Source organism: Corallococcus sp. CA053C (assembly GCF_003611675.1).
GTDB lineage: Bacteria > Myxococcota > Myxococcia > Myxococcales > Myxococcaceae > Corallococcus.
In genome coordinates this window covers 1-15,665 of sequence record NZ_RAWA01000053.1, presented here as the reverse complement: position 1 = coordinate 15,665, position 15,665 = coordinate 1, and the positions used below count along the sequence as shown (strand labels likewise).

The 15,665-nt window shown below is 70.4% G+C and carries 18 protein-coding genes; 12 read left to right on the top strand and 6 right to left on the bottom strand.

Annotated features, from left to right (window positions below; all coding sequences use genetic code 11):
* Positions 1-15 precede the first annotated feature (15 nt).
* The 3 genes from D7V97_RS10020 (at position 16) to D7V97_RS10010 (ending at position 3,844) form a co-directional block, all read left to right on the top strand.
* Positions 16-2,196 carry a prolyl oligopeptidase family protein gene (locus tag D7V97_RS10020; protein WP_120610386.1) on the top strand — a complete coding sequence of 727 codons (2,181 nt, stop codon included), beginning with the start codon at positions 16-18 and terminating at the stop codon, positions 2,194-2,196.
* A gap of 77 nt (positions 2,197-2,273) precedes the next feature.
* The gene (locus tag D7V97_RS10015; protein ID WP_120610385.1) at positions 2,274-2,696 is read left to right on the top strand and encodes a hypothetical protein; all 423 of its coding nucleotides are present in this window, start codon (positions 2,274-2,276) and stop codon (positions 2,694-2,696) included.
* A gap of 62 nt (positions 2,697-2,758) precedes the next feature.
* Positions 2,759-3,844: a D-TA family PLP-dependent enzyme gene (locus D7V97_RS10010; RefSeq protein WP_120610403.1), complete on the top strand. Its 1,086-nt coding sequence runs from the start codon at positions 2,759-2,761 to the stop codon at positions 3,842-3,844.
* Positions 3,845-3,848: 4 nt separating this feature from the next.
* On the opposite strand, the gene D7V97_RS10005 is transcribed toward D7V97_RS10010, so the two are convergent.
* Positions 3,849-4,868, bottom strand: a complete 1,020-nt coding sequence (locus tag D7V97_RS10005) for a nucleoside 2-deoxyribosyltransferase (protein ID WP_233582625.1) — start codon at positions 4,866-4,868, stop codon at positions 3,849-3,851.
* The gene (locus D7V97_RS10000; protein WP_120610383.1) at positions 4,868-5,581 is read right to left on the bottom strand and encodes a S9 family peptidase; all 714 of its coding nucleotides are present in this window, start codon (positions 5,579-5,581) and stop codon (positions 4,868-4,870) included. Before D7V97_RS10000 ends, D7V97_RS10005 begins: the two co-directional genes overlap by 1 nt.
* Before the next feature lie 181 nt (positions 5,582-5,762).
* Here D7V97_RS10000 and D7V97_RS09995 point away from each other — a divergent pair, with 181 nt between their 5' ends.
* Positions 5,763-6,644 carry a cyclic nucleotide-binding domain-containing protein gene (locus tag D7V97_RS09995; protein WP_120610382.1) on the top strand — a complete coding sequence of 294 codons (882 nt, stop codon included), beginning with the start codon at positions 5,763-5,765 and terminating at the stop codon, positions 6,642-6,644.
* An 18-nt stretch (positions 6,645-6,662) separates the two neighbouring features.
* Here the strand turns inward: D7V97_RS09995 and D7V97_RS09990 are convergent, their stop codons facing one another.
* The gene (locus tag D7V97_RS09990; RefSeq protein ID WP_120610381.1) at positions 6,663-7,244 is read right to left on the bottom strand and encodes a YdeI family protein; all 582 of its coding nucleotides are present in this window, start codon (positions 7,242-7,244) and stop codon (positions 6,663-6,665) included.
* Positions 7,245-7,349: 105 nt separating this feature from the next.
* On the opposite strand from D7V97_RS09990, the gene D7V97_RS09985 reads away from it, so the two are divergent.
* Complete coding sequence (locus tag D7V97_RS09985) at positions 7,350-8,075, top strand: hypothetical protein (protein WP_120610380.1); 726 nt, start codon at positions 7,350-7,352, stop codon at positions 8,073-8,075.
* 1 nt (position 8,076) lies between these two features.
* On the opposite strand, the gene D7V97_RS09980 is transcribed toward D7V97_RS09985, so the two are convergent.
* Complete coding sequence (locus D7V97_RS09980) at positions 8,077-9,084, bottom strand: DUF4105 domain-containing protein (RefSeq protein ID WP_120610379.1); 1,008 nt, start codon at positions 9,082-9,084, stop codon at positions 8,077-8,079.
* Positions 9,085-9,273: 189 nt separating this feature from the next.
* Here D7V97_RS09980 and D7V97_RS09975 point away from each other — a divergent pair, with 189 nt between their 5' ends.
* Entirely contained in the window at positions 9,274-9,495 is a 222-nt protein-coding gene (locus D7V97_RS09975) for an MbtH family protein (protein ID WP_120537372.1), read from the top strand.
* Between the two features lie 66 nt (positions 9,496-9,561).
* Here D7V97_RS09975 and D7V97_RS09970 read toward each other — a convergent pair whose 3' ends face one another.
* Complete coding sequence (locus tag D7V97_RS09970; RefSeq protein ID WP_120537371.1) at positions 9,562-10,248, bottom strand: response regulator transcription factor; 687 nt, start codon at positions 10,246-10,248, stop codon at positions 9,562-9,564.
* A 478-nt stretch (positions 10,249-10,726) separates the two neighbouring features.
* Here D7V97_RS09970 and D7V97_RS09965 point away from each other — a divergent pair, with 478 nt between their 5' ends.
* Together D7V97_RS09965 and D7V97_RS09960 are read left to right on the top strand one after the other, a co-directional pair.
* Positions 10,727-11,497: an RDD family protein gene (locus tag D7V97_RS09965; protein ID WP_120610378.1), complete on the top strand. Its 771-nt coding sequence runs from the start codon at positions 10,727-10,729 to the stop codon at positions 11,495-11,497.
* 1 nt (position 11,498) lies between these two features.
* A complete protein-coding gene (locus D7V97_RS09960; protein WP_120610377.1) occupies positions 11,499-12,509 on the top strand; it encodes a stage II sporulation protein M in 1,011 nt (336 codons plus the stop codon).
* Here D7V97_RS09960 and D7V97_RS09955 read toward each other — a convergent pair.
* Entirely contained in the window at positions 12,425-12,940 is a 516-nt protein-coding gene (locus tag D7V97_RS09955) for a J domain-containing protein (protein WP_120610402.1), read from the bottom strand. The two genes, D7V97_RS09960 and D7V97_RS09955, sit on opposite strands and share 85 nt — an antisense overlap.
* Before the next feature lie 144 nt (positions 12,941-13,084).
* Here D7V97_RS09955 and D7V97_RS09950 point away from each other — a divergent pair, with 144 nt between their 5' ends.
* The 4 genes from D7V97_RS09950 to D7V97_RS09935 form a co-directional block, all read left to right on the top strand.
* The gene (locus tag D7V97_RS09950) at positions 13,085-13,678 is read left to right on the top strand and encodes a HEAT repeat domain-containing protein (protein ID WP_120610376.1); all 594 of its coding nucleotides are present in this window, start codon (positions 13,085-13,087) and stop codon (positions 13,676-13,678) included.
* A gap of 90 nt (positions 13,679-13,768) precedes the next feature.
* On the top strand, positions 13,769-14,296 hold the full coding sequence (locus tag D7V97_RS09945; RefSeq protein ID WP_120610375.1) for a DivIVA domain-containing protein: 528 nt from the start codon (positions 13,769-13,771) through the stop codon (positions 14,294-14,296).
* A 3-nt stretch (positions 14,297-14,299) separates the two neighbouring features.
* Entirely contained in the window at positions 14,300-14,599 is a 300-nt protein-coding gene (locus D7V97_RS09940) for a DUF167 domain-containing protein (RefSeq protein WP_120610374.1), read from the top strand.
* Positions 14,600-14,607: 8 nt separating this feature from the next.
* Positions 14,608-15,665: hypothetical protein (locus D7V97_RS09935; RefSeq protein ID WP_233582620.1), on the top strand; the 1,058-nt coding region annotated here is incomplete at its 3' end.

Sequence of the window (15,665 nt, the reverse complement as noted above, 5' to 3'; positions counted from 1 at the left end):
CATGCGAGGTGAACCGTGAAGTTCAGAACCGCCGTGACCACCGCCGCGCTGCTCCTCCCGCTCGTGGCCAGCGCCGCGGGCAAGGCGCCCGCGAAGCCCGCTGCCGCGGAGAAGCAGCCCGTGGAGAGCACCTACCACGGCACGAAGGTGTCGGACCCCTACCAGTGGATGGAGTCCGCCACCGACCCGAAGGTGCAGTCGTGGACCGACGCGCAGAACGCCTACACCCGCGCGGTGCTGGACAAGCTCCCCGGGCGCGAGGGCCTGCGCCAGCGCATCACGGAGCTGCTGTCGTGGAAGTCCCCCGCGTACGCGGCGCTGGACGAGAAGGGCGGCGTCATCCTGGCGCTGAAGTTCCAGCCGCCCAAGCAGCAGCCGGTGCTCGTCGTCGTGGGCTCGCTGGACGACACGTCGAAGGAGCGCCTGCTGGTGGACCCCACGCAGGTGGACACGTCCGGCAAGACGACCATTGACTGGTTCCAGCTCACGCGCGACGGCAAGAAGGTGGCCGTGTCCATGTCGAAGGGCGGCACGGAGAGCGGTGACGTGTCCGTGTACGACGTGGCGGGCGCGAAGGCGCTGGCCAACGAGCTCGTTCCTCGCGTCAACGGCGGCACCGCGGGCGGCAGCCTCGCGTGGAACGCGCAGGGCACGGGCTACTTCTACACGCGCTATCCGCGCGGCGAGGAGCGTCCGGCCATCGACCGCGAGGTCTATCAACAGGTGTACTTCCACACGCTGGGCACGCCCACGGAGAAGGACACGTACGCGCTGGGCAAGGACTTCCCGCGCATCGCGATGACGGACCTGGAGGCGAGCGATGACGGCCAGTACACGGTCGCGCGCGTCGCCAACGGGGACGGCGGCGAGTTCGAGCTGTACCTGCACGGCCCCTCCGGCAAGTGGACGCAGGTGGCGAAGTTCACGGACAAGGTGGTGTCGGCGCGCTTTGGCAGCGACGGCGCGGCGTACCTGCTCAGCCGCAAGGACGCGTCGCGCGGCAAGGTGCTGCGCCTGCCCTTGGCGACGCCGACGCTGGACAAGGCGACGGTGCTGGTGCCGGAGAGCGAGGCCACGGTGCAGTCCATCCTGGCGACGCAGAGCCGGCTGTACCTGGTGGAGCAGCTGGGCGGACCGTCGCAGCTGCGCATCGTGGACCTGAAGGGGCAGGCGCTGGGGATGGTGCCCACGCTGCCGGTGTCGTCCGTGGGCGGAGCGGTGCGGCAGGGCGCGGATGACCTGCTGTTCGTCAACGGCAGCTTCACGCAGCCGGCCGCGTGGTTCCGCTACTCGGCGAAGGACGGCAAGGTGACGAAGACGGCGCTGGCGCGCACGGCGGCCATCGACATGAGCGACGTGGAGGTGGTGCGCACGGAGGCCACGTCGAAGGACGGCACCAAGGTGCCGCTCACCATCCTGAAGAAGAAGGGCACCAAGCTGGACGGCAAGAACCCGGCGTGGCTCACGGGCTACGGCGGCTTCAACGTCTCCATCACGCCGGGGTACAGCGCGATGACGGGCCTGTGGCTGGAGCAGGGCGGCGTGTTCGCGGTGGCCAACCTGCGCGGCGGCTCGGAGTTCGGTGAGTCCTGGCACCAGGACGGTTCGCTCACGAAGAAGCAGAACGTGTTCGACGACTTCTACGCGTGCGCGAAGCTGCTGGTGGACCAGAAGTACACGCAGCCGAAGAAGCTGGCCATCCAGGGCGGCAGCAACGGCGGCCTGCTGATGGGCGCGGCCGTGACGCAGCACCCGGAGCAGTACGGCGTGGTGGTGGCGCGCGTGGGCATCTACGACATGCTGCGCACGGAGCTGACGCCCAACGGCCAGTTCAACGTCACCGAGTACGGTTCGGTGAAGGACCCCGAGCAGTTCAAGGCGCTGTATGCCTATTCGCCGGTGCACCAGGTGAAGGACGGGACGAAGTACCCGTCGGTGCTCTTCACCTCCGGGGCGAATGATCCGCGCGTGGATCCGTTCCACTCGCGCAAGATGGTGGCCCGGATGCAGGCGGCGACCAGCGCCCCGAAGCCCATCCTCCTGCGCGCCAACGCGGAGACGGGGCACGGGGCCGGCACGCCGCTGGCCGCGCGCATCGAGGAGGAGGTGGACGTCTATTCCTTCGTCTTCAACGAGCTGGGCATGACGTACAAGCCCAACGCGACGAAGAAGCCCACCGCTCCCGCGCCGCAGTAGCCGTGCTTCAACGCCCGTCCCTCGCACCGTGAGGGATGGGCGTTCCTTCCCCTGAGTTTCGTGGCACCCTGGCGCCCATGAGCCCGCTCATCCCCTACTTCATCCTCTCCCCCGTCGTCGCGGGCGGCCTGGCCTGGTGGACGCTCACCCGCATTGGCAAGCGGCGGAACCAGCGCGCGAAGGGCTCCCTGGACGCGGTGGTGACGCGGCTGCGCGGGCAGAAGGTGCTGGGCGCGGTGGACCTCTTCGTCCAGGACGTGTCGTGGTCCGGGGAGACGGAGCTGTCACCGCAGAACTGTTGGATCCGCGTGGTGATGGGCGGCCAGGACGCCAGCACCATTCCCGCACGCTTCGAGGTGGAGAGCGCGCCGGGAGCGCCCCGCCCGCCCGCGCAGGTGCTGGCCGCGCTGCAGGCGCTGGAGGCGCAGGCATTGGAAGCGCTGAAGGCCGGTGGCTGGGCCTGGCAGCGCCCGCGCATCGGCTTCGAGCCTGCCGCGTAGGGCGTGACCGCGGCGCGGTTGGCGCTGGTCTCGAAGTACAGCCGGGTGCCAGCATGCGCCGCATGTCCACGCCCGCCCTGGATGCCCTCGACACGCCCGCCGCCATCGTCGACCTGGACCGCGTCGAGCGGAACCTCCAGCGCGTCGCGACCTATGCGCGGGAGCATGGCCTGCGCTGGCGGCCCCACACGAAGACCCACAAGACGGTGGAACTGGGCGCGCTCCAGGTCGCGGCGGGAGCCTCGGGCGTCACGGTGGCCACCATCCTGGAGGCCGAGGTCTTGGCCCGGGTGTCCGACGACGTGCTGCTGGCGTATCCGCCCGTGGGAACGCGCCGGCTCGCGCGCTTGATGGCCCTGCCCTCCCGCGTGCGGCTCACCGTGGCGCTGGACTCACGCGAAGTGCTGGAGGGCCTGGCACTCGCGGCCCGGGACGCCGGGCGCACCGTGGACGTGCTCGTGGAGCTGGACCTGGGCATGCGTCGGGTCGGGCTGCGCACGCCCGAGGACGCCGTGGCCCTGGCGCGCGTGGCGGCTTCCACGCCGGGCGTGGCGTTTCGCGGCGTGACGTTCTACGCGGGTCACCTCCGGATGCCTCAGGCGGAGCTGCCTGCCGCGATGCAGACCCAATCCCAGACACTGGCGTCGTTCGTGGAGGCCCTGCGCGCCGCGGGGCTCCCTCCCGAGGTCGTGAGCGGCGGCTCCACTCCCACCCTCTGGCAATCCCATGCCGTGCGAGGGCTGACGGAGATCCGCCCGGGCCTCAACGTCCTGAACGACCGCAACAGCGTCACCATCGGCGCCTGTGATTGGACGGAGTGCGCCTACTCCGTCCTCGCCACCGTGGTGAGCACCGCCGTTCCCGGACAGGTCGTCATCGACGCGGGTGCCAAGGCGCTCGCGAAGGAGGAAGGCGTGGCGCCGGGGTATGGCGTCCTGCTTGAACGGCCGGAGGTCGTGGTGAAGAACCTGTCGGAGGAGCACGGGCTGCTGGACGTGTCCGCCACGACGTGGCGCCCCCGAATCGGCGAGCGCGTGCGCGTGGTGCCCAACCATGTCTGTGTTTCCGTCCCCCTGCATGCGCGGCTGCATGTCGTGCGGGGCGACACGGGCGTGGCGACGTGGGAGGTCGCCGCGCGCGGCTGGTGACGTGTCAGAGGATCCGCTGCAGCTCCTGGGTGAGCACCTCTTCCAGGTGCCGGATGCTGCGGTAGACGAGGCAGCGGTAGCTGGACACGTCGAAGCGCAGCTCCCTCACGTCCCGCACCAGCATCAGCGTGGGCTTTCCCCTGCCCCAGGCGTACCCGACCTCCAGGTACACGTTGGGGTTCGCCAGCGACAGGTCCGCGATGACGACCTTCGCGGTGTCGATGCGGTCCCGGATGCGCTGGATGATGGGGCCATCGAAGGTCGCCTGATCCACGCGCTCACACAGCAGGCCCACGGCCTTCACGGGCCCCAGGATGCCGTAGTGGTAGGTGTCCTCCAGCTCCGGCGCGAACGGCATGGCGACGAAGGCATGCGGCTTCTCGTTCGAGTTCGCGCCCGCGGAGGCCATGGGCGCCGCCGCGACGAACCGGGCGTTGCGCCGGACGCGGAACCCCATCCCACCTGGCAGCGGCTCCACGCCCAGGGTGGCCCCCAGGCCCAACGCCAGGGCCTTGCGCAGCCGCTCCATGCGCTTGGGATTGAGCTCCACCACGGTGATGCGCTCCAGGTCGCGCGGGCCGATGCCGCGCTGGAACGCATCCACGAAGCCACCCACCAGGGCCAGCACCGCCTCGTCCTCGTCGAGCCCATAGTTGGGACCGTGCACCGTGCACGCGAGGTGACGCAGGCCCTGCCGCGGTTCCAGGAGCTGGAGCGCCCGGACCGCGAACTGGCGGATCTCGTGGTAGCCGAACTGGCGCAGGCGCACCGTCCCCAGGAACAGCACCCAGGGAGCCCCCAGGCTCCCCTTCGTCTCGATGATGCGGTGATCGCCGGGGAGCAGCGAGAGTCCTTCGTCCGCGAGGCCCGCCTCCGCCAACCGGCGCATCACCGCGCCGTCCGCGCCGTGAAAGCCCTGGGCGTACTTCAGCAGCACGCCGTCCGCGGCCACGTCCCCCACGTCCCCCACGTCCACGACAACGTCCAGCGTGTCACCCATGGCCACGAAGTGTAGCCCTGTCATCAGCCTCCGGCGACCGGCATGAACCGGTCGAACCACCCCAGCACCTCTTCCCAGACGCGGCCCCAGCCTGCCTCGGTGAACATGTGCTCTTCGCCGGGATGCTCGAAGTAGCGGAGGCGTTCGGGTGCGCTCGCGTAACGCGGCAGGAGCGCGTGGTGGAAGTCGCGCGCGTCCTGTGCCGGGACCAGGGAGTCCGCACCCGCCGCCTGCATCAGCAGGGGCGTCGGGAAGAAGCGCTCCAGCCGTGCGTGGCCTTGAGGCCCTCGCGGCGGCGGGGCGATGACGGTCACGGCCGCGTCGAGCGCCAGCTCCGGACCCAGGCCCTCGAAGAGGATCGCACCGCCCATCGAGATGCCGCACACGCCCACCGCTCCCGGCCGCGACCAGCCCCGCTCCGCCAGGGCTCCGAGGACGCGAGGCAGCTCCTGCGCGGAGCGCGAGACGACTTCGCGGAAGGACTGATCCCGATGGTCGGGGCTGAAGCGCCGCTCGAAGTCGGGATACCGCCGCTCGCCGTGCCCCATCGCGTCAAGAATCACCGCGAGGTAGCCATGCCGGGCCAACAGCTGCGCCTCGGGCAGCTGGACCTCCTTCGACCCCCCAAGTCCATGAATGAGCACGAAAGTGCCCCTGGGTCCCGGGGCCAGGGTCGACCCGTCCCCCACCACCAACGCCGGAGCCTCACCGAGCAGCACCCTCTGTTCTCGCGGCATCACGCCTCCCTGTGCTCAAGCCAATGCCTTGCATCTTCCACGGACCTGTCCGCCAAACACTGACGCCGTAAGGATTTACCCTTAGTCCGCCTGCTTGGTCGGAAGGCGTTCCTGAGGATCTCCCGATGCCTGTGAAGCATTTCACAGTCACCGGCCAGCCCCCTGATAGCGTCCGGGCCCCATGTCCCTGTTCGCGCGCCTGCAGGCCCTGCTGTCCGCCCACCCGTCCGCCCCGGAGGTCTCCGCCGGACCGGCGTCCGCGACACCTTCCGCCCCGGCGAACGTAACGGAAGCGGAGGTGGCCCCGGCCCCTCCCGTCTGCACGCGCTACCTCCAGGCGGGCCAGGTGGTGGTGCGCGAAGGCGACCCCGGCAACTCGATGTTCGTCGTGCTGGAGGGTCGGGTCGCGGTGCTGCGCGGCAACGACGGCGCCGCGAACCTGGAGGTGGGCCGCCTGGGCTCCGGTGAGTTCTTCGGGGAGCTGGCGCTGCTCACCGGCACGAAGCGCACCGCCACGGTGGTGACGGTGGAGGACGTGGTGCTGCTGGAGCTCACGCAGGCCGGCGTCCGGGAGCTGGGCAAGGACTACGGCGTGAAGGGGGAGCAGATGCAGCTGGCCGCGAAGGAGCGCCTGCTCGCGGACACGCTGCGCAGCAACCCGCTCATCGCCGCGCTGCCCCCGGAAGTGCAGCACGAGCTGGGGGACGCCTTCATCCCGTGCACCGTCCCCGCGGGGGAAACGCTCCTCACCCGGGGACAGCCGGGTGACGCGCTCTACGTCCTGCTGCGCGGCCAGTGCGAGGTCTTCCACACGCACAGCGACGGTCGCCAGACGTCCTTCCCCGTGCTGGAGGAAGGCGCCCTGTTCGGGGAGATCTCCCTGCTGCGCAGCCGCCTCGCCACCGCCACCGTGCGCACCGTGACGCCGTGCACGCTGCTCAAGCTGGAGCGCGACGTGTTCAAGAAGGCGTTCCTGGGCCAGCCCGACCTGCGCGGCGCCCTGGTGCGCCTGGGCCTGGAGCGGCTCAAGCACACGCTGGAAGTCATGGGCGAGCCCAAGTAGCCCGCCTGCCCGCCGTCCCTAGCCGTGGAGCGTCTCGCCGGCCTCGAGCATGGCGACGAACATGTCCAACCGCCGCGCGCGCGTCTCCGGCTTCTTCGCTTCGTGGAGCCGGTAGAGGATGGCGTACCGGTTGGCGCTCTTGAGCGTGGCGAAGAACGCCTTCGCCTTCGGGTTCGCGTCCAGCGCGAGCAGCAGGTCCTCCGGGACGGTGATGGTCTTCGGCCCCGCGTACGCCGTCTCCCACCGTCCGTCGGCCCGGGCCGCCTCCACCTCGCGCAGGCCCGCGGGCTTCATGCGCCCCGCGGCGAGGAGGGCCTCCACCTTGCCGCAGTTGATCTTCGACCACCGGCTGCGGGCGCCCCGGGGCGTGAAGCGCTGGAGCCAGTACTCCGCGTCGAGCGCGTCCTTCTGCCCGTCGATCCACCCGTAGCAGAGCGCCACGTCCAGCGCCTGCGCATACGTCACCGACGGGATGCCCGACTCCCGCTTCGCGAGCTTCATCCAGACACCCGGCGAGTCCGCGTGGTGCTTCTCCAGCCACTTCTCCCACGCCTTCTCCGACGCGAACGGCACGATGGGGAGTTCCAGCTTCGCCTTCATCCAATCCACCTCTCGGAGGAGTTCAGGACACTCCCGCCGACAAAAAACCTGCCGGCACTCTACCGACGGAAGGCGGCCGGGACGGAAGCGGTTATGAAACACGCCATGGCCGACCCCTCGCCCCGTCCGTCGAATGCCGTGCCGCCCCCGCTCAAACGCGTGGCCTTCCACGCCGTGGCGGCCGGGCTCACCCCGCTCATCCCCGTGCCCTTCCTGGACGACTACGCCCTGCGGCAGGTGCGCGAGCAGGCCGTGCGCGACCAGCTCCAGGAGCGGGGCATCAAGGCCCCGGACAAGGCCGTGGCGCTGCTGGCCGGCTCCAACGAGGCGCGCAGCCTGGGCGGGCGGCTCGTTTCGTACCTGAAGGCCGTGGCCCTCTTCCCGGTGCGCAAGGTGTTCCGCAAGGTCTTCTTCGTCCTCTGGGTGAAGGACTGCGTGGACCTGACGTCGTTGACGCTGCACCACGGCTACCTGCTGCACCACGCCCTGGAGCGCGGCGACCTGGACGCCGCGTCCCTCCAGGGTGACGCGCCCCGGAAGGTGCAGGACGCCATCGTGGCCGCCTGCAAGGAGCTGGACGCCCGCCCCATCAACCAGGCCCTGCGCCGCATCTTCCGGAGCAGCCGGCTGCTGATGGCGGAGGCCACCCGCGCCCTGCTCGACCCGAAGCGCGGCCCGCGCGTGCCCGACCGCGAGGGCGAGAGCGCGGAGGTGCGGTCCCTCACCGACCGGCTCCTCCAGGAGCTGTGGGAGGAGCGCGGCTACTTCACCGCGCTGGAGGAGCACTACGTGCGACACCTCCAGGGCGACCTGAAGAAGACGGGCACCTGAGTCACGGCGCCGGGGCGGTGGCGGTGGGCTCGGGGGCGCGGATGCGCTGGGAGAAGTCGTCCTGCCCCTGCGCCGCCAGCGCGCGCGCGTTGATGTGGTAGCGCGCGCGGACCTGCTCCAGCGGGGCGTCCGTGTCGATGATGCCCAGCTCGTACGCGAGCGCGTCCGCGAACGCGGGCATCAGCGTGCGGTGATCATAGGGCACGTCCTTCGTGGCCACCTTCTCGAAGTGGCGCACCAGGTTGGTGGTGCAGTTGCTGGTGAGCGTGTCGTAGAACTCCGGCGCCGCGTGCAGCCCGTTCATCCGCTGCACCATGTCCAGGAAGAACGCGGTGACGCGCTCCTTCGACGCCTTCACGGGGTACAGGTACACGGCGTCGTGGCGGAAGTTGGAGCGCAGCTGCACGAGGTCGCGCTCGTCGCCCACGACGTACGCCAGCTCGAAGCGGCGGAACAGGCCGCCCACCGCGGAGAACGTCTCGCCCTTCTCGCGCCGCACCTCCACGGAGAACACCACGTGGCGGCCGTCCTGGAAGCTGAAGGACACCATCGTGTGCGCCGCGCCGTAGAACCCGGAGAAGGGCTCCACGATGAACGACGCGCCCGTGAGCGCGTCCGTGTCGTAGGTGGCCGTGTACCAGGCCTCATCCCAGTCCGTGGTGCTGCGGTAGCGGAAGTCGCGCACCTCGTGGAGCGTCACCTTCGAGCCGGCGACCTCCGCCCACGGCGCCCGCGTCAGGTCCGGCGCCCAGTCCCGGGTGTTGGAGGGCTGCACCGTGCGCACCCAGCCGTACACGGCCGCGCACCCCACCAGCACCACCGCCACGCTCCAGCGCCGGGAGCGCCACCGCCACGCGGCCACCGCCGCGCCCAGGAGCCCCACGGCGAAGAGGGCCCTCCCCAGGTGGGGACCTTCCGGGCCTGAGCCCGTGAGGGCCAGGGCCAGCGCGGCCCAGGCGCCTCCCACGAGGAGGAGGATGCCCGCGATGCCGTTCTTCAAGAAGCGCATGGGCGGGAGTATCCGTGGCCCGCATCCCCTGTGTCACGGACGCGGGTCACGGGTGGAGCCCTACCGGGCGGCCGGGCGCGGATCCGCCCTGACAGGACGGCTCCCGAGCCTTCCCGTTCGCCTACCTTGACCGCTTTTCCCCGGGTGTGCGACGAAAGGGGCTCCCTGGTGTCGTAGGAGCCACCCCCCATGAGCGACGAGCGCGAAGACACGACCATCTACAAGGTCGTCGTGAACCACGAAGAGCAGTACTCCATCTGGCCCGCCGACCGCGAGAACGCGCTGGGCTGGAAGGACGCCGGCAAGCAGGGCCTGAAGGCCGAGTGCCTGGAGTACATCAAGGAGGTCTGGACGGACATGCGTCCCCTGAGCCTCCGCAAGAAGATGGAAGAGGCGGCCCGCAAGAACTAGGGCCGCGCCGTTTCCGACTGCCGCGACTCCCTCCCCGGTTCGCGGGGAGGGTGGGCCGGTCCCCGACTAGAGGTCCGGCGGAGGCCTGACGCCCAGATGGCAGGCGCGCAGGGCAAGCTGGGTGCGGTTCTCCGCTCCAAGCTTGCGGTAGAGCTGCGTGACGTGTGACTTCACCGTGCGCTCGGCGATTTGAAGGTGCGCGGCGATCTTCAGGTTGTCCGCGCCTCCCGCCACGTACGCCAGCACCTCGCGCTCCCGCTGCGTGAGCAGCAGCAGCACGCTCGCCGTGGGTGACGTCACCGGCGGATGTTCGAAGTCATTGCGCAGCAGTTGCACCGGGAAGAGGCGCTCGCCCCTCACCAGTGACTGGACCGCGGAAGAGACGGCATTGACGCCCAGCCCCGCGCGGAAGAGGTAGCCGGAGGCGCCCTCGTCGAAGCACTGGGAGATGACCTCCGGCGTGCTCACGGCGGACAGGAGCAACATGCGGACTTCCAGTCTGCGCTTGCGGGCCTCGCGCAGCAGGTTGAGCCCTTCCGTCACGGAGCAGCCAATGGCGGCTTCGCCATCACTCTCCACATCCAGAATGGCCACCTGCGGCGGATCCGTTCCAAGCCCATCCAGGAAGCCGCGCACGTCGCGCGTCACCGAAGTGGAATGACCCTCACCCCGAAGTCCGTCGGAGAGGCCCTGCCAGGCCGCCCAAGGTCCTTCGAGAATCGAAATACGCACTGCGGATTGATTCGCTGCCATGCGATGGCCCCCCAGCCGTCGTGGCGAATTGCTTTACAACCTGTCGACTGCAACCTGCCCCGGAGTCGGTGGAACCGCGGCGGAACTTCCGCCTGTGATGGGCGTGCGAGAACCGCGCTTCAACTCCATCCGGGGGTCTTGTCCGTGCTGCACTGCGGACTGCGCTTGCGACTGCCGAACCGGCCCCTTCGGGCCGTTCCTCCTTTTTCGCTCGGGCAATGCCAACCACCACCCGAGACCCTAACACCCTCAGCCGCTCCGTGCGAACCGGCTTTGTCGGGACTGTCAATTGCGCATGAAGTGTATCGAAATCCAGGCCCTCGTCCGTCAGGCCAGGATCGCTGTCCAGCCAGGGACACGCATTTGCGTCCACCATTCGATGTTTCGTGCGCTGTTTTGGCTCCCGGGTGTTGGTGGCACGCAAAACACGGAGGGCGCGCCCTGGACGCCAAGGGCGTATGCTGTGCGTCCGACACGCATGACACCCTCCGCCCCCGCACCTCACGTCGACGTCGCCACGCCCGAACGGGTGGCGCTGTCCCTGCCCGTGGCCGGCATCGGCTACCGCTGTCTTGCGTGGCTGGTGGACGCAAGCCTGCTGTTCTTCTTCTGGGTCGCCCTCTACTTCGTCATCACCCTGCTCATCTCCGACGTGCTGGGCGCATTCCAGGCGCTGTCGGGGCTGGCGCAGTCGCTGTTCGCGGTGGGCATCTTCGCCACGCAATGGCTGTACTGGACGCTGGCGGAGGTCTTCTTCCATGGACAGACACCCGGCAAGCGCGTGCTGAAGATCCGCGTCGTGCGCGAGGACGGCGCGCCGGTGGGCTTCTACGAGAGCGCCGTGCGCAACCTGTGCCGCGCGGTGGACTTCCTGCCGGTGCTCTACGCCACCGGCTGCATCACCATGCTGCTGGACGGGCGGCACCGCCGGCTGGGAGACCTGCTCGCCGGCACCGTGCTGGTGCGCGAGGAGGCCATCGACCTGGACAAGTACACGCAGGCCCCCGCCTCCGAAGCGCCTCCCGCGCCCGCGTCGCCTGAGCGCCCGCTGGACGCGGAGGACGTGGAGCTGGTGTTGGCGTTCCTGTCGCGCGCGTCCGGGCTGGAGCCGGAGGTGCGGCGACGGCTGGGCGCGCGGATGGTGGACCGCGTGGGCGCCTCGCTGACGGACGCGGAGCGCGAGCGGGTGCTCGCCTCCGCGGACGCCACGGAGGCCTTCCTGCGCGCGCGCGCCCGGGCGAGCCACTGACATGGCCCTTCCCCTCCCCGCCTTCGTCACCCGGCGCCGGCCGGACTGGGACGCGCTCCAGGGGCTCCTGACGCGCCAGAGGTCGGGCCGGCTGCACCTGGACGAGCTGCGACGGCTGGACACGCTCTACCGCCGCGCGGCCGCGGACCTGGCCCAGGCGCAGACGTTCTACCCGGGCACGGACGCGCACCGGTTCCTCAACCAGCTGTGCGGGCAGGCGTATGGCGCCATCTACCAGCCGCCCCGCGAGCGCTGGGCCGCCACGCGCGACTTCTTCCGGCGCGACTTCCCGGCCACCCTGCGCCGCGAGGCGCGCTTCGTGGGCGTGAGCGCGGGCCTGCTGGTGTTGGGGTTGCTGCTGGGCGCGCTGGTGGTGACGCTGGAGCCGCGCGGCGCGGAGCTGCTGGTGCCGGAGGGGGTGCGGCGCTACGTGGCCCAGGGGCGCATGTGGACGGATGATCTGCTGTCGGTGGCGCCGCCCAACGCGGTGGCCTCCGGCATCGCGACCAACAACCTCACCGTCACGCTGTTCGCGTTCGCGTCCGGCATCCTCCTGGGCGTGGGGCCCATCTTCACGCTGGTGAACAACGGCGTGCTGATTGGCGCGGTGGGCGCGCTGTGCTTCCGCGAGGGCATGGCGGTGGGCTTCCTGGACTTCATCGCCGCGCACGGGCCGGTGGAGCTGTCCATCATCGTCATCGCGGGGGGCGCGGGCCTGATGGTGGGCCAGGCGCTCATCGACCCCGGCGAGCTGCCCCGGGCGCAGGCGCTCCAGGTGCGCGGCCGCGAGGCGGTGAAGCTGGTGGTGGGCTGCGCGCCCTTCCTCGCCGGCATCGGCGTGGTGGAGGGCTTCATCTCCCCGGGCCGCTTCTTCCCCACCTGGGCCAAGGTGGGGCTGGGCCTGTCACTGGGAGCGCTCTTCTGGCTCTACCTGCTGCGCGCGGGCAGGACGGACGTGGGCGTCGCGCGCGAGGCCGTGCCGGAGGACAGCGACTCCATCCGCTTGCGCTGACGGTGCTTGAGGATGCGCTCGTAGGCGGCGTTGAGTTCGCGCATCTGCTCGGCGGAGCCGCCCCGGTCCGGGTGCCGCTCCATGGCCAGCGCGTGGAAGCGCGCGCGCACCACGTCGGGCGGATCCAACGGCGACACGCCCATCATCTGGTACGGGCACTGCTCCTGGACGGCGGTGAGCCACTTGTCCAGCCGGTCCTTCACCTCCACGAAGCGCGCATCCGCGTCCGCGGTGTCCTTCACCGGGTGCGTGCGCATCTTCGAGTCCGCGCGGAACACCTCGCTGTAGGTGCTGGACACCCAGCGGTGGCATGAACCACACCGGAAGTACTTCACCCGGTTCCCGGGCTGGAGGGTCATCATGACGCCGCAGTGGGTGCACTCCACTTCGACGTTCTCCAGCGTCTGCCAGCTCGCGACCGCCGCACCCATGATGTCTTCGCTCTCCGTTCGCAACACGCCTGTAGCGCCAGCAACCTCCCACGTCCGACGATCCCGTCAAGAAAATGTCGCCCGCGACCCAGGGGGGTGTTCCATCCCGCTGTCCGGGCCCCGGGATTCGGGTAGAACGGGGCCATGCGTCCGCTCCTCGCCGCCGCCCTGCTGCTGACCGCCGCCGCGCACGCCCAGGCTCCGGCCCGGGCTCCCCTGAAGCCGGCCCCGGAGAAAGCCTCTGGAGACAAGGCCTCCGGAGACAAGGCGGGCGCCGACAAGGCCGCCCTGACCCGGCCCTCCCCGACGCCCGCGGACGTGAGCACGCCGGACGTGGCGCTCCTGAGGGGCCTGCTGTGGGCCTCGGAGCCGGCGCCGGAGGAGATCCGCACGCTCGCCATCGAGGACCTGGCGCTGCTGGGCGACCCGCGCGCCCTGGACCCGCTGGCCGCGTTCATCTGGGATCCGAACCCGCGCATCCAGCAGGCGGCGCTGCGCGCGGTGGCGCTCTTCCAGCACCGCCGCGCGGAAGAGATCCTGGGCAACATCGTGCGGCACCCGCGCCTGCCGGACGCCCTGAAGATCCAGGCCCTGGGAGGGCTGCTCTACCAGCGCACCCCCACCGCGCGGCGCACCGTGCAGGACGTGGCCGCGGACAGTCGCATGGGCTACGCGGTGCAGAACGCCGCGCGCTCCGTGGTGTCGCAGTGGGACGGCGCCGCGACCGCGACGCCCTGAGACACGCCTGCCTGCCTGCTTGCCGTGTCCTCCCCCCGGCAGGGGGGCCGATTCCTGGAGTGCGCGCGTGTATGGGTTAGACTGGCGCGCATGAAGATCACCCCGCTCGACATCCGGCAGAAGCGCTTCGAGACGGCGATGCGCGGCTACGCGCGTCCCGAAGTGAGCGCGTACCTGGAGCTCATCGCCGGTGAGTTCGAAGAGGTGGTGAAGGAGAACATCGCGCTCAAGGAGGAGCTCAAGCGCACGCAGCACAAGCTCGAGCAACACCAGGAGCGCGAGCGCACCCTCCAGGAGACGATGGTCACCGCGCAGCGCATCAGCGAGGACCTGAAGGACGCCGCGAAGAAGGAAGCGGAGATCATCATCGCGGACGCGGAGCACCAGGCGGAGAAGATCGTCCACGGTGCGCACCAGCGGCTGGTGCAGGTGGTGGAAGACATCAACGAGCTCAAGCGCCAGCGCACCCAGTTCGAGTCGCAGGTGCGCTCCGTGGTGGAGGCCCACCGCAAGCTGCTGGAGACGTTCGCCGCGCCCTCGTTCGCGGACCGCGACTACGCGCGCGTCGAGGACAACGTCGCCTTCCTGACGCAGAAGAAGGCCAACTCCAACGACTAGCCCGTGCCCGCCCCCTGGCTCAAGGCAGTGCCCGACGGGGTGGAGCTGACGGTGCTCGTCCAGCCGCGCGCGTCCCGCACGAAGTTCGTGGGGGAACACGACGGCCAGTTGAAGATCCAACTCGCGGCCCCGCCCGTGGACGGCGAAGCGAATGCCGCCCTGGTGGAATTCATCGCGAAAAAGCTGGGTGTCCCGCGCCGGCAGGTGACCCTCACGGCGGGTGACACGTCGCGCCGTAAGCGATTGAAGGTGCAGGGGGTTGATGCGGCGGCGGTGGAGGCTGTTATCTCTGGTGGACCGTGAGGCCACGCATGCTCCGCCTGTTCGCCGTCCTGATGATGCTGCTGGCCTCGCCCCCGGTGTTCGCGCAGGACGAGGGTCCGCGCGGAATCCACAGCCAGGAGGCCGTCGTCACCGACAGCGCGCTGGTGCCCCACGCACGGCCCGCGCTGGCAACGGGTGAGCTGCGCACGAAGCGCTTCGTCATCGTCCACACGGCGAAGGCGACGGGCGCGGCCCGGGCGCTGGCCCAGCAGATTGAGGGCGTGCGCGACAGCTTCGGCGCGATGCTCGGGCGCGACTGGCCGGGCACCACGGAGATCCGGCTGGGCGTGGGCCGCGCGGAGTTCGAGGCGCTGGCGCTCCCCGGCGGCAAGCCCCCGGGCTGGGCGGTGGCGCTCGCCTACCCCGCGCATCAGATCATCCTCCTGGACGCGCTGAGCCTGAGCGACACGGAGGGCCCCACGACGCTGAGGCATGAGCTGGCGCACGTGGCGCTGGGGCAGCTGGCGAAGGAGTGGCCGCGCTGGTTCCAGGAGGGCGTGGCGCAGAACCTCACCGACGAGCGCTACTCCGTCGCGCACTACAGCGCCCTCTTCCGCGCCGTGACGCAGGAGCGCGTCTTCCACTTCGAGGACCTGTCCGAGGACTGGCCGGACGTGCCCGCCGACGTGGAGATCGCCTACGCGCAGAGCGCCGCCTTCGTGGCCTACCTCACCGGGAAGCACGGCCCCCAGGCCATGGGCCTGCTGGTGGACGGCGTGCGCGCGGGAGAGCCTTTCGAGCAGGCCTTCGGCAAGGCCTTCCGCACGTCGCTGCTGCTGGAGGAGCAGGACTGGCGCGAGGGGCTCGCGGCCCGGTACGGCTGGCTGCCGCTCACCACCAGCTCCGCGCTGCTGTGGCTCGCCGCTTCGGCCCTCTGCATCGCGGCCTTCGCGCGCCGGATGTGGCAGAAGTCCGCGCGCATGACGGAGCTGGCCGCGGAGGACGCCGCCGAGGACGCGGCGCTGCGCCTGCTCGCCGCCGCCCGCGCCGCGGGCCCCGTGTCCGCGGACGGCTCCGAGCCCATGCCCTCCGCCCTCACCTGGCC

Bases quoted from the DNA above. Each gene is read 5' to 3' on its own strand.
- D7V97_RS10015 (WP_120610385.1), top strand. From the start codon at position 2,274: ATGAGCCCGCTCATCCCCTACTTCATCCTCTCCCCCGTCGTCGCGGGC.
- D7V97_RS10010 (WP_120610403.1), top strand. From the start codon at position 2,759: ATGTCCACGCCCGCCCTGGATGCCCTCGACACGCCCGCCGCCATCGTC.
- D7V97_RS10005 (WP_233582625.1), bottom strand. From the start codon at position 4,868: ATGACAGGGCTACACTTCGTGGCCATGGGTGACACGCTGGACGTTGTC.
- D7V97_RS10000 (WP_120610383.1), bottom strand. From the start codon at position 5,581: ATGCCGCGAGAACAGAGGGTGCTGCTCGGTGAGGCTCCGGCGTTGGTG.
- D7V97_RS09995 (WP_120610382.1), top strand. From the start codon at position 5,763: ATGTCCCTGTTCGCGCGCCTGCAGGCCCTGCTGTCCGCCCACCCGTCC.
- D7V97_RS09990 (WP_120610381.1), bottom strand. From the start codon at position 7,244: ATGAAGGCGAAGCTGGAACTCCCCATCGTGCCGTTCGCGTCGGAGAAG.
- D7V97_RS09985 (WP_120610380.1), top strand. From the start codon at position 7,350: ATGGCCGACCCCTCGCCCCGTCCGTCGAATGCCGTGCCGCCCCCGCTC.
- D7V97_RS09980 (WP_120610379.1), bottom strand. From the start codon at position 9,084: ATGCGCTTCTTGAAGAACGGCATCGCGGGCATCCTCCTCCTCGTGGGA.
- D7V97_RS09975 (WP_120537372.1), top strand. From the start codon at position 9,274: ATGAGCGACGAGCGCGAAGACACGACCATCTACAAGGTCGTCGTGAAC.
- D7V97_RS09970 (WP_120537371.1), bottom strand. From the start codon at position 10,248: ATGGCAGCGAATCAATCCGCAGTGCGTATTTCGATTCTCGAAGGACCT.
- D7V97_RS09965 (WP_120610378.1), top strand. From the start codon at position 10,727: ATGACACCCTCCGCCCCCGCACCTCACGTCGACGTCGCCACGCCCGAA.
- D7V97_RS09960 (WP_120610377.1), top strand. From the start codon at position 11,499: ATGGCCCTTCCCCTCCCCGCCTTCGTCACCCGGCGCCGGCCGGACTGG.
- D7V97_RS09955 (WP_120610402.1), bottom strand. From the start codon at position 12,940: ATGGGTGCGGCGGTCGCGAGCTGGCAGACGCTGGAGAACGTCGAAGTG.
- D7V97_RS09950 (WP_120610376.1), top strand. From the start codon at position 13,085: ATGCGTCCGCTCCTCGCCGCCGCCCTGCTGCTGACCGCCGCCGCGCAC.
- D7V97_RS09945 (WP_120610375.1), top strand. From the start codon at position 13,769: ATGAAGATCACCCCGCTCGACATCCGGCAGAAGCGCTTCGAGACGGCG.